The sequence below is a fragment of the Tibeticola sp. genome (assembly GCF_022759015.1).
GTDB lineage: Bacteria > Pseudomonadota > Gammaproteobacteria > Burkholderiales > Burkholderiaceae_C > Tibeticola > Tibeticola sediminis.
Window position 1 is genome coordinate 1 of sequence record NZ_JAEMQB010000045.1, and the last position, 12064, is coordinate 12064.

Here is a 12064-nt window from a genome sequence, read left to right on the forward strand (position 1 = left end):
CTGCCGCGTTGCGGGCGGAACTCGAGCGCAGCATCGGCGAACTCGACCAGCTCGTCGATGAAATCCTGCTGGCGAGCCGGCTCGATACCCCTGAGACCGACTTGGGCACCTTCGAGCGGCTCGATCTCGTCGGCCTGGCCGCCGAGGAGGCCGCGCGCGTCGGTGCCACGCTGGAAGTGACCGGGGGCGTTGCCGATCCGGCGCAGCTCGAAGTGCGCGGCGTGGCCAAGCTGCTGCGGCGGCTGCTGCGCAATCTGCTCGAGAACGCGCGGCGCTATGGCGCCGCTGCCGGCAACGCCGAGATCCGCGTCCGGCTGTCCCGCGAGGGCGACGCGGTGGTGGTGCAGGTGTGCGACCGCGGCCCCGGTGTGCCGATGGACCAATGCGAGCGCATCTTCGAGCCGTTTTACCGCCTGCCCGGAGCCAGCGAGCGTGAAGGGGGCGTGGGCCTGGGATTGGCGCTGGTGAAGTCCATCGCCGAGCGCCACGGCGGGCGCGTGCGCTGCGAGCCGCGAGCGGGCGGCGGCGCGTGTTTCACGGTGTGGCTGCCCGCGGCTGGGGCGGCTGCAACCTGACCGCTGTTAAAGCAACGCTGAATAAGTTCCCGTGATGGCGCGTGCCCGCGGCCGGGATGCGCGGCGCGCGGGGGACTGGTTCAGCGTTGCCTTAATGCGCCGCATGCACGATCTCGCCGGCCTTGAGCCGGTAGACCGTGCCGCAGTATGGGCATTTGGCCTCGCCGGTGGAGGCAACATCGAGGTAGACCCTCGGGTGGCCGTTCCACAACGCCATGCCGGCCTTGGGGTTGGGGCAAAAAATCTCGCCTTCGCGGTTGAGGTCGCGCGCGAGCAGTTCGACGACGGCGGGTGCCTTGCTCATCGGGGACTCCTGTTTCACACCAGGCTCAGCCAGTGCGCGTACTTGGGATTGCGGCCGTTGACGATGTCGAAGAAGGCGTTCTGGATCCGCTCGGTGATCGGGCCGCGCGAGCCGCTGCCGAGCTCGATGCGGTCGAGCTCGCGGATCGGCGTCACTTCGGCGGCGGTGCCGGTGAAGAAGGCTTCATCGGCGATGTAGACCTCGTCGCGGGTGATGCGCTTTTGCACCACCTCGAGCCCCAAGTCCTTGGCGATGTGCAGCACCGTGTTGCGCGTGATGCCATTCAAGGCGCCAGCAGAGAGGTCGGGCGTGTAGATCACGCCGTTCTTGACGATGAAGATGTTCTCGCCCGCGCCCTCGCTCACGAAGCCGGAAGGGTCGAGCAGCAGCGCTTCGTCATAGCCCTCGTCGGTGACTTCCATGTTGGCGAGGATGGAGTTGGTGTAGTTGCTCACCGTCTTGGCCTGCGTCATCGTGATGTTGACATGGTGGCGGGTGTAGCTGCTGGTCTTGACCCGGATGCCGCGCTTCATGCCCTCTTCGCCGAGGTAGGCGCCCCAGGACCAGGCCGCGACCATCAGGTGAATGGTGTTGCCCTTGGGGCTGACGCCGAGCTTCTTGTCGCCGATCCAGATCAGCGGGCGGATGTAGCAGCTCTCCAGCCCATTGGCGCGCACCACGGCTTTTTGCGCCTCGTTGACCTGCTCTTTCGTGAACGGCAGTTTCATGCGCAGGATCTTGGCGCTGTTGAACAGCCGCTCGGTGTGCTCCTCGAGGCGGAAGATCGCCGTGCCGCGCTCGGTTTTGTAGGCGCGCACCCCCTCGAATGCGCCGCAGCCGTAGTGCAGCGTGTGCGTGAGCACATGAACCTTGGCATCGCGCCATTCGACCAGCTGGCCGTCCATCCAGATTTTGCCGTCGCGGTCGGCCATTGAGGGGGGCATTGCGCTCATCAGGAGTCCTGTCGAGGTTGTAGGGAGATCATTTCATTTTAGGCCAAGGCTCGGGCGCTTCCCGTCGCGGCCAGCGCAGCGCCAGCGCCCCGAAGCCGGTGACAATCGCAGGCGATGCTGCAGGTTTTCGCCGTTACCCTTCCATTCTTTGCGCTCGTGCTGATGGGCTATGCCGCCGCACGCCGGGGCCTGCTCGCGCTCGAGGCGATCCCCGGCCTCAACGGCTTCGTGCTCTACTTTGCGCTGCCGGCCATGCTCTATCGCTTTGGCGCTCGCACGCCGATTGCGCAGTTGCTCGATGCCCGGGTGTTTCTGGTCTGGCTGCTCGTCGCACTCGTGGTCGTGGGCTTTTCCGTCGCGATCAGCCTCAACGAACGCATCCGCTGGAAAGATGCGGCCTTCGGTGCGCTCGTCGCGGCGTTTCCGAACACGGGCTTCATGGGGGTGCCGCTGCTGGTGGCGCTGCTCGGTCCAGAAGCGGCAGGGCCGATCATCGTTACCATCCTGGTCGACATGGTCGTGACCTCGTCGCTGTGCATCGGGCTTTCGCAGCTCGACAGTGTCGACGAGCACGGCTTTGCGCACGCGGCGCAAAAAGCACTCAAGGGCATCCTCGTCAATCCCATGCCCTGGGCCATCGGGCTCGGGGCGCTGGCTTCGGCCTTCGCGTTCGACTTGCCCGGACCGATCGAGCGCACCGTGGGCCTGCTGGCCGATGCCGCGTCGCCGGTCGCGCTGTTCACCATCGGCGCCGTGCTGGCCCGCTCCGACCTGCGGGCGGCCGCATCCGCGCAGCCTGCGGCAGGGCTCGGCGATGTGCTGCCCATCGTGCTGGTCAAGCTGCTGCTCCACCCGCTGCTGGTGCTGCTCATCGGCATCAGCGCGCGGCATCTGGGCGTGAGCATCGACCGCTTTGCCTTGACCGTGCTCGTGCTGATCGCCGCCTTGCCGAGCGCGAGCAACGTCTCGCTGCTGGCCGAGCGCTTTGGCGCCAACAACGGCCGCATCGCGCGCATCATCCTCATTTCCACCGCGGCGGCCTTTTTCACCTTCTCGGGGGCCGTGGCGTTGCTGCGTTGAGGGAATGGCTATCCCATTGATGAAAACAATCAAATAGACTCCACCGATTGCATCTGGCTCAATCAAGCTCCCAAACCACTTTGGAGTCTTGTCATGAGCCATCCCGTTTCCACCCCGAGTCCTTCCGCGCCTGAGGGCGCATCCCGCTGTCCGTTCCACGAAGCCGGAGGCGCGCGGGCCACCTTGGGCGCGCCGTCGGTCGCGCAATGGTGGCCGAACCAACTCAATCTGGCCATCCTGCACCAGCACCAGCCGGTGTCCAACCCCATGGACCCGGATTTCGACTACGCCGAAGCCTTCAAGAAGCTCGACTTCGCCGCGCTCAAGAAAGACTTGGCTGACCTCATGACCCAGTCGCAGGACTGGTGGCCGGCCGACTGGGGCCACTATGGCGGCCTGTTCATCCGCATGGCCTGGCACAGCGCCGGCACCTACCGCACGGCCGATGGGCGTGGCGGTGCGGGCACCGGCAATCAGCGCTTTGCTCCTCTCAACAGCTGGCCCGACAACACGAATCTCGACAAGGCGCGGCGCTTGCTGTGGCCGATCAAGCGCAAGTACGGCAACGCGATCTCCTGGGGCGACCTGTTCATCCTCGCCGGTAACGTGGCCATGGAAACCATGGGCTTCAAGACCTTCGGTTTCGGTGGCGGCCGGGTCGACATTTGGGCGCCTGAGGAAGATATCTACTGGGGCCCCGAGTCCGAGTGGATGGCCACCAGCGATAGACCCGGCGGTCGCTACAGCGGCGAGCGCGAACTCGAAAACCCGCTGGCCGCCGTGCAGATGGGTCTGATCTATGTGAACCCCGAAGGCCCCGATGGCCGGCCCGACCCGGTCGCCAGCGGGCACGACGTGCGCGTGACCTTTGCCCGTATGGCCATGAACGACGAGGAGACCGTGGCCCTGATCGCGGGTGGCCACACCTTCGGCAAGGCCCACGGCGCGGGCGACCCCAAGCTCCTCGGTCCGGAGCCAGAAGCTGCGCCCCTCGAAGAGATGGGCCTGGGCTGGAAGAACGCCTACGGAAAGGGACACAGCGAGCACACGACCACCAGCGGCATCGAAGGCGCCTGGAAGCCCAACCCGACGCGCTGGGACATGGGTTATCTGAAGGTCTTGTTCAAATACGACTGGGAGCTCGTCAAGAGCCCGGCCGGCGCCTGGCAGTGGCTGGCCAAGGATGTGGACGAAGAGGACATGATCCCCGACGCCCATGTGCCCGGCGTTCGGCATCGGCCGATGATGACCACCGCCGACCTGTCGCTCAAGTTCGACCCGGCCTACGAAACAATCGCCCGCCATTTCCTGAACCACCCGGACGCCTTCGCCGACGCCTACGCCCGAGCCTGGTTCAAGCTCACGCACCGCGACATGGGCCCCAAGGCGCGCTACCTGGGTCCCGAAGTGCCGGCCGAAGATCTGATTTGGCAGGACCCGCTACCGCCGGTGGATCATCCGCTGATCGATGCCGCCGACGTCCAGGAGCTCAAGGCCCGCATCCGGGCGAGCGGCCTGGCGGTGCGCGAGCTGGTCGCGACCGCCTGGGCTGCCGCCAGTACCTACCGCGACAGCGACAAGCGCGGCGGGGCGAACGGCGCCCGCATCCGCCTCGCGCCACAGAAAGATTGGGAAGTCAACGAGCCCGCCCAGCTCGCGCGCGTCCTCGCCGTGCTCGAAGGCATACAGCGTGGCTTCAATGCCGAGGCCCGCGGCGGCAAACGGGTGTCGCTGGCTGACCTGATCGTGCTGGCCGGCAACGCCGGGGTCGAAGCGGCGGCGCAGGCGGCGGGCGATGCGGTGGAGCTGCCCTTCACTCCCGGTCGCACCGACGCCACGCAGGCGCAGACCGATGTGGCGTCCTTCGCGGTGCTCGAGCCCGTGGCCGATGGTTTTCGCAACTACCGTCAACGCGCCTACCGCGTCTCACCGGAGGAGATGCTGCTCGACCGGGCGCAGCTGCTGCGCCTGTCAGCACCGGAGATGACGGTGCTGGTCGGCGGCCTGCGCGTGCTCGGCGCCAACCATGCGAATGCGCCCGCAGGGGTGTTCACCGAGCGGCCCGGGCAGCTTACGCCGGACTTCTTCACGAACCTGCTCGACATGGGCACGGCGTGGCGGCCGAGCGGCGACAACGCCTATGAGGGGCGCGACCGCCGCAGCGGCGCCCTGAAATGGACCGCCACGCGGGTCGATCTGGTGTTTGGTTCGAATTCGCAACTGCGGGCGATCGCCGAGGTCTATGCGCAGGACGACAACCGCGGCAAGTTCGTGCGAGATTTCGCCGCCGCCTGGACCAAGGTCATGAACCTCGACCGTTTCGATCGGCGTTGAAGCCGGGGCCGTTGGCTGATCCTGCCGAGCTTGCGCGGCAACAAAAAAGGGGCGCCCGCGGGCGCCCCTTTGTTCAACCTAAATCCGGCGGTTGGGCGCGCCTGGGCGGGTCGTCGTCGGGCGCGCGGGCAAGGCGCAAACTACAGCCATGGCGCTGGCCATGGCGAGGAGTTGCAACGCCGCCCCCGCGCCCGAGGGCGACTCGAACGGGTGCGCAGCGCTCACTCAAGCGGCGAACGGCCTCCGTACCGAAAATTGCTGAAACATCAACATCTTGCGTTTCACGAGAAGCGGTCAACTGCCGGATTTAGGTTCAAACGTTCGACCGCTTACTGCAGCGGCACCGCGCCGACGAGCGGGCGCTTGGCCAGGGTCCACTCATGCAGCGAGCCGTCGTAGAGGCGGGTGTTCTTGTTTCCCAGGACCTCGGACAACACGAACCACGGGCCCGAGGAGAGGTGACCCGAGTTGCAGTACGTGATGGCCGGGGCTGCCGGATCGATGCCCTGGGCCGAGAACAGCGCGCGGTAGGTGTTCGGGCTCATGAACTTCACCGCGCCCCCGGCGGACTTCAGCATCAGCTCGGGCGGGTAGAGCTTGGCGCCTTCGAGGTGGCCATACGCAAAGACATAGTCACGCTTCACGAGGCCGTGGTAGCTCTTGAGGTCGCGCGAGTCGACCAGGGTGGCATTTTTGGCTTCGATGGCCTTGGCTACATCGTCGGTGCTGGCGAAATACTGGGCGGTGCGGTCCGCCTTGGCCACCCAGTTGCCGGTCTTGGCGGGTGCGGGGTCGGTGCTGATGGCGCGCCCCTCGAGCAGCCAGTTGGCGACGCCTCCATCGAGCACGGCGATGTCGTCCTCGCCGTAGACCTTCATTTGCCAGTAGACGCGCAGCGCGTTGTCCACGTCGGCAGGCTCGGTGCCCACGGGCACGAGCACGATGGGCTTGCCCGCATCGACGCCTGCGGCTTGCACGGCTTTCTCGAAGGCGGCCTTCTCGGGGATCATGTATTTCACCTTCATGCCGCCGATTTCACGCTCGACGAGCATGTTTTTCATGTCGATCAGCCGGGCACCCGGAATGTGGCCGCCGACCTCTTCCAGGGTTTTCTTGCCGGTCTTCGGGTCGGTCGAGACTTCAGGCTTGGCGGTGAAGGTCTTGGGGTTGCTGCGCACGTCGACGACCTGCACCCGGTCGAGGTTCGCGGCCAGCCAAGCCGAATCGACGATCGGACCGGGCAAGCCTGCGGCAAAGGCCGTGACGGCGCCCCAGCTCAAAACGGCTGTGGCCGCGCATTTGGCGAATAGTTGTCTCATCATGAATCTCCTATTGACTTGGGTTGAATGAAAACCAGCGGCGTTGTCAGCCGGCGATCTGCGCCAGCGTTTGCGGCAGCGACACGCGGCACTCAGACACCACATCGAGGCGCCGATCCTCGAACAGCGCTTCGCCCGGGGTTTGGGCCAGCTTGCGCGCGATGCGCGCGTCGCGCCGAAGAATGAGCGCGCGGATTTGCGGTGCGTACAGCTGCACCATCGCCGTCAACCAACGCGCCAGCGGCGCGAGGCGACCCCGCGTCTCGATGGCAAAACGGGGCAGAGCATCCAGCAGGGCGTCCGCGCTGTGCCACCGTTCGCCCGTAACCCAGCGGTTGGTGGTGAACCAGCGCAAGGGCATGCCACGGGCGTCGAGCGACAGGCCGGCAAGGTGGAAAAAATCCGGCCCTGAGGGCTGCCCGGATGGATAAACGAAGAGATGAAAGTGCCCATGCTCTTCGGCCGGATAGCGGTGCGAGGTGTGCGCGTGATAGTAGAAACGCGTACCCCGGGCCGGATCCACGACGTCGCGTGCCGGGTAATGGCGCAGAGGTTCGAGCGTCCGAGCCCCAGCCAAGGCGACCTCGGCGAGGCCGCGGCCAGCGCGTGCGTAGTGCAACTGCAGCGCAGCCACGGTCTCGGCCGCGGCAAGGCGACGCTCGCGGAGATTGTTTATTTCTTCGGTGCGCACGGGTTGGCCGGAGCGCAGGGGTTGCCCGACTCGGCTTTCTTCTTTTTCTTCTTGGCGGGGCCGCAGGGGTTGGCGGGTCCGCAGGGGTTGGCGGCAGCCTTGCTGGCGCTCGCGCCTTGGGCCGGGGCGTCGGCAGCGAGGGCCGCCGGCGCGGGCGCGATCAGCGCGCTGGCGACCAGCAGGGCCGAGACGGTTTCACCGAGTTTCTTGGGTTGGCGTTTCATGGGTGCGTCCTTTCGTGACACGTTGAGGAAAACGGAAGTATGCGCTGGGGGCGTCGAGCGCGCGGGGGATCAAGCCTCGGCGCCGGCACCGGCCACGGCTTGCTCGGCCGTGACAGGGCCGCGGCTGCGGCGCTCGAACCAGGAGCCAGCGTAAAACACCCCGACGAGTGCAGCCGCCATCAGACCGATGACGACCAGGTCGGGGATGCCAAAGGCGTCGGCGAAGGTGTCGCCGCTTTCGAGCTCCCACGCGTTCATCAGCGCTTCGATGCTGGGCCCATAGAGCCCAGCGAAGACGAAGGTGCCGAGGATCAGTCCGACGAGAAATACCAGCGCGTCGAGCCGCCCCGAGGCCAGGCCCACCATGGACGTGCCAGGGCAATAGCCGCCGATGGCAAAGCCCGCGCCCACCAGCACGCCGCCGGCTGCGGCCGCAGCCAGCATGGCGGGCGGGACGAAGACCGAGTCGGCTGCGAGCAAGCCCATGACGCGCAGCAGGTAGAGGCCGGTGGCCGCGACGACGATGGCCGTGAACATCACTTTCAGCACGGACCAGTCGCGCAGACTGAACTGGCCGGTGAGTTTGCACGGACTGCCAAAGCCCGAGCGCTCGAGCGCCACGCCAAACAGCAGGCCGCAGACGAGGCCCGAAATCATGCCGTTGTCATTCAAAGGAAACATCTCAAACCCCCCGCACCAGGCGATGCACGATCAAGCCGGACACGAAGAACGTGCCGAGGAATACGAAGGCTGCGACCCCAAGCGTCGCGGCGCCCGAGAGACCAAGGCCGCTCGTGCAGCCGGCAGAGACGCGGGCACCAAAGCCCGCGAGCATGCCACCGAGCAAGGCGGTGAGGATGCGCGGCCCGGTGCCGATGCTGCGGGCACCGTCGAGCTGCACCCGGAAGCGACCGGCCATGAAAGCCGACGCGAGCGCGCCGATGAACACGCCGATCACCTGCCAGGTGATCCAGTTGTTGAGCGGCTGCCCGTTTTCGGCGATGGGGCCAAGGTAGGCGTTGGCCTGCGTCGCCGCCGGCGCGACCTGCAGGCCGAGCCAGGCGGCCAGCCGCGTGGTGAAGCCCGTGGCGCCCAAGCCGTGTCCCGTCCAAAGAAAGGTCACGAGAAGCACCAGGCCGAGGAAAACGCCGGCCAGCAGCGGTGGCCAGAAGGGCCGCACCGCGCGGGTGCTCGGCGCATGGGAAGTCATCGTCGCTGTCGTCATGGTGTACCGTTTCGATCAAAGGTTGAAAGACCCAATCCGCCGCAAACCCAGGGGGAAGGCTGGGTTCGTCGCTGCGATGGTCCGCAGTCGGCCGCGGGCTATCGCAGCGACCCATTCGGCGTTGCCACAAATACCAGTCGGAGTATATGGGCCAAGCGAAGATCGTGCGATATCGGGGTTTGCCCTAGTGGCCTGTTAGGCTCAGATGCTGGGCGGGTCGACGTCGATGGCCCAGCGGATGACGGCGCGGTGTTCGGGTTGCGCGCGCAATTCGAGCAACCAAGGCCGCCAGGCGGCGAGGAAGGCTTGCAGCGCACGGCGCGAGGCGCTCTCCACGAGCAACTGGGCGCGTTCGACGCGGGCGACGCGGGCGATCGTTTGGGGCACGGCGCCGTAGAGCGTCACGCCTGCGGCGTACTCGGGGATTTCGGCCTGCGCGCGTGCGGCCGCAGCGGTGAGGAAGGCTTGGGCGGCCTCTTGGCTTCGCGCCTCGGCGCGCAGCAGGGCCTGGTGGCCGAACGGCGGGAGCTGGGCGGCCTGCCGCTCGGCGAGTTCGCTCTCGGCGAAAGCGGGGTAGTCGTAGCGGCGCAGCGCCTCGAACAAGGGGTGCGCCGGGTGGAAGGTTTGCACCCACATCTCGCTCGGGGCGGGCTGGCCGAGCGGGCCGCTTTCCCCGGCACGTCCGGCGCGGCCTGCGGCCTGTACCAGTAGGGCAAACAGGCGCTCGGCGGCGCGAAAGTCGCTGGAAAACAGCGCCCCATCGGGGTTGACCGCGGCGACGAGTGTGATGCGGCGAAAGTCGTGCCCTTTGGCGACCATTTGCGTGCCAACGAGCACGTCGATTTGACCGGCATGGACCTGATCGAGTGCGGCTTCGAGCGCACCCTGGGCGCGGGTGCTGTCGGCGTCGATGCGCAGGATGCGCGGTGGCTGACCGTCGGGTCGGCGGACGTCGGCGAGCCGTTCGGCGAGATGCTCTTCCAGCCGTTCGGTGCCGCGACCCAAGGCCGCGATGTCGAGGTTGCCACAGCTCGGGCACGCGCGAGGGACCCGCTGCGTGAAACCGCAATGGTGGCAGCGCAGCGTGCGGTCGATCTTGTGGAACACCTGGTGCGCGCTGCAGTGCGGGCAGTCGCTCTTCCAGCCGCAATCGGGGCAATGCAGCACGGGCGCGTAGCCGCGACGGTTGAGGAGCAGCAGCGACTGCTCGCCGCGACGCACCCGCTCGGCGATCGCTTCGACCAGCGGCGGCGAGAGCACGGCACCGCGCGGCTGGTGGCTCATGTCGATGCGGCGCACCTGCGCCTGCGGTGCGGCACCGATGCGTTCGGGCATGTCGATGCGGCGGTAGCGCCCGCCGGGCCGGCTGTGGTACCAGCTCTCGATCGAGGGCGTGGCCGAGCCCAAGATGACTTTGGCCTGCTCCAGTCGTCCGCGGTAGAGCGCGAGGTCGCGCGCCGAGTAGCGCGCACCTTCCTGTTGGCGGTAGCTCGGGTCGTGCTCTTCGTCGACCACGATCAGCCCCAGTCGCGGCAGCGACGCAAACACCGCAAGCCGGGTGCCCAGCACGATGCGCGCACGACCTTCGTGCGCGAGCAGCCAGGCGCGCAGCCGCTGCGCGGGCGTCATGGCGCTGTGCAGCGAAACGACCGCATCGCCTCCCCAGCGCGGGGCAAAGCGCGCGGAAAAGCGCGCTTCGAGCTGTGGCGTCAGGTTGATCTCCGGCACCAGGACCAGCGCTTGGGCCGAGGCATCGCGCTCGAGCAAGGCTTGCGCGGACCGCAGATAGACCTCGGTTTTGCCGCTGCCGGTGGCGCCAAACAGCAGAAACGGCCCCGGCTCGGCGTCAATTTGTGCCAGCGCCGCCTGCTGCTGTGCGCTCAACGGCGGCGGTTCCGAGTCGGCCGTCCCGCGGCGGGGGCCGGCTGCGGTCGTGTCGTGTGCGGCGGCGGCCCGGCGCTGCAGGCGCCGCTGAAGCTGTTCGGCATCGAGGCTGCGCAGCGCCGGCGGCAAGGCGGCCACGGCAACCTCGCCGAGCCCGCGCTGGTAATAACGCGCGGTGAATTCCACCAACTGCCGCCAAGCGGCGCTCAGCGGGGCGAGTCCTGAAAGATCGGCTGTGATCGAGCGTAAGGAGGCCGCGGGCACGTTGGCCGGCGGCTGGGCCGCGCAAGACCAGACCACCCCCAAAACCTCGGAGCGCCCCAGCGGCACGCGCACCAGCGTCCCGGGCGCGAGCGGGCGCTCGCAGGCGTAGCTCAACGGCCCGCTGATCGCGGTGTGCGCGGGGGAAGGCACCGCGACTTCGCACCAGCAACGGGCGGTCGGGTCGGGTTGGTTTGGCGCTGGCACTTCGTCAAAACTTTTCCAAACGATCGCTAAGTCCTTGAAGATGGGGGCGCGGGCGGGATGTCCACCGCTTCTGTGGATAACTTTGTTGAGAACATGTCCAAACCGCCGGCGAGGGCTTGAAAATCAAGGCTCTGATTGGCTTGCCCAGAAATTCGGCACGGCCATCGGCTATCGAAAAATCAAACACTTAGCGAATTTCATGGCCCGTTGAGCCGCTTATTCGGCTCCGCCCCAAGAAGCGGTCTGGCCCACCTTTTTTTGTGCATAAGACGCGCCTGTCAAGCCCCTGAGACACAAAAAAGGGCGCGAAATGGGCTTGACAAGCGGGCTCAAGCGCGCATGGCGCGGGAATGCGCATGCACGGTCTCGACGAGCGCGGTGACATGTTCCGGCGGCGTGTATTGGCTGATGCCGTGGCCGAGGTTGAAGATGTGCGTGGGGCCGCTGAGCTTGCGGTCCGTGTGCGGCGTGCCGAAACTTTCGAGCACGGCGCGGGCCTCCGCGGCGATGGCTTCGGGCGGGGCAAAGAGCACGTTGGGGTCGAGGTTGCCCTGCAGCGCCTTGCCGGGGCCGCCCACGCTGCCGCCCACGAGCGCGCGAGCGCGGCCGAGGTTGACCGTCCAGTCGAGGCCCAGCACGTCGCAGTCGAGCGTGTTCATGTCCTCCAGCCACAGCCCGCCGCCTTTGGTGAAGACGATGCGCGGCACCACCGCGCCGTCGACGCCCACGCGCTTGAGCTGGCGCAGCACGCGCGCGGTGTAGGCCAGGCTGAAGGCCTGGAACTTGCCGTCGGCCAGCACGCCGCCCCAGCTGTCGAACACCATCACCGCCTGCGCGCCCGCGTCGATCTGCGCGTTCAGATAGGCGGCCACGGCGTCGGCGTTGACCGCGAGCATGCGGTGCATGAGGTCCGGGCGCGCGTACATCAGCGTTTTGACCTGGCGGTAGTCGTCGCTGCCGCCGCCTTCGACCATGTAGCAGGCCAGCGTCCAGGGGCTGCCCGAAAA

The 12064-nt window shown here is 67.1% G+C and carries 12 protein-coding genes; 3 read left to right on the top strand and 9 right to left on the bottom strand.

Annotated features, from left to right (window positions below; genetic code table 11):
- On the top strand, window positions 1-575 hold a 575-nt coding region (locus tag JHC36_RS02725), incomplete at its 5' end, for a sensor histidine kinase (protein ID WP_287915547.1).
- A 91-nt stretch (window positions 576-666) separates the two neighbouring features.
- Here the strand turns inward: JHC36_RS02725 and JHC36_RS02730 are convergent.
- Window positions 667-879 (bottom strand): zinc-finger domain-containing protein, encoded by a 213-nt coding sequence (locus JHC36_RS02730; protein ID WP_287915550.1) that lies wholly within the window; start codon window positions 877-879, stop codon window positions 667-669.
- A 14-nt stretch (window positions 880-893) separates the two neighbouring features.
- Window positions 894-1832, bottom strand: coding sequence for a branched-chain amino acid transaminase (locus JHC36_RS02735; protein ID WP_287915553.1), 939 nt, complete (start codon window positions 1830-1832; stop codon window positions 894-896).
- A gap of 114 nt (window positions 1833-1946) precedes the next feature.
- Here JHC36_RS02735 and JHC36_RS02740 point away from each other — a divergent pair, with 114 nt between their 5' ends.
- Window positions 1947-2912, top strand: coding sequence for an AEC family transporter (locus JHC36_RS02740; protein WP_287915556.1), 966 nt, complete (start codon window positions 1947-1949; stop codon window positions 2910-2912).
- A gap of 93 nt (window positions 2913-3005) precedes the next feature.
- Window positions 3006-5246: a catalase/peroxidase HPI gene (gene katG, locus JHC36_RS02745; RefSeq protein WP_287915558.1), complete on the top strand. Its 2241-nt coding sequence runs from the start codon at window positions 3006-3008 to the stop codon at window positions 5244-5246.
- A 329-nt stretch (window positions 5247-5575) separates the two neighbouring features.
- Here katG and JHC36_RS02750 read toward each other — a convergent pair whose 3' ends face one another.
- The 7 genes from JHC36_RS02750 to JHC36_RS02780 all read right to left on the bottom strand — a co-directional run.
- A complete protein-coding gene (locus JHC36_RS02750; RefSeq protein ID WP_287915561.1) occupies window positions 5576-6568 on the bottom strand; it encodes a sulfurtransferase in 993 nt (330 codons plus the stop codon).
- Between the two features lie 43 nt (window positions 6569-6611).
- Complete coding sequence (locus JHC36_RS02755; protein WP_287915564.1) at window positions 6612-7256, bottom strand: DUF6969 family protein; 645 nt, start codon at window positions 7254-7256, stop codon at window positions 6612-6614.
- The gene (locus tag JHC36_RS02760) at window positions 7238-7480 is read right to left on the bottom strand and encodes a hypothetical protein (RefSeq protein ID WP_124222760.1); all 243 of its coding nucleotides are present in this window, start codon (window positions 7478-7480) and stop codon (window positions 7238-7240) included. The genes JHC36_RS02755 and JHC36_RS02760 overlap by 19 nt, the downstream gene beginning before the upstream one ends.
- 69 nt (window positions 7481-7549) lie before the next feature.
- Window positions 7550-8161 carry a DUF6691 family protein gene (locus tag JHC36_RS02765; RefSeq protein ID WP_287915567.1) on the bottom strand — a complete coding sequence of 204 codons (612 nt, stop codon included), beginning with the start codon at window positions 8159-8161 and terminating at the stop codon, window positions 7550-7552.
- 1 nt (window position 8162) lies between these two features.
- Window positions 8163-8705: a YeeE/YedE thiosulfate transporter family protein gene (locus JHC36_RS02770; RefSeq protein ID WP_287915570.1), complete on the bottom strand. Its 543-nt coding sequence runs from the start codon at window positions 8703-8705 to the stop codon at window positions 8163-8165.
- Between the two features lie 201 nt (window positions 8706-8906).
- A complete protein-coding gene (priA, locus tag JHC36_RS02775; RefSeq protein ID WP_287915572.1) occupies window positions 8907-11003 on the bottom strand; it encodes a replication restart helicase PriA in 2097 nt (698 codons plus the stop codon).
- 383 nt (window positions 11004-11386) lie between these two features.
- Window positions 11387-12064, bottom strand: a 678-nt coding sequence (locus JHC36_RS02780) for a uroporphyrinogen decarboxylase family protein (protein WP_287915573.1), incomplete at its 5' end; no start/stop codon positions are given.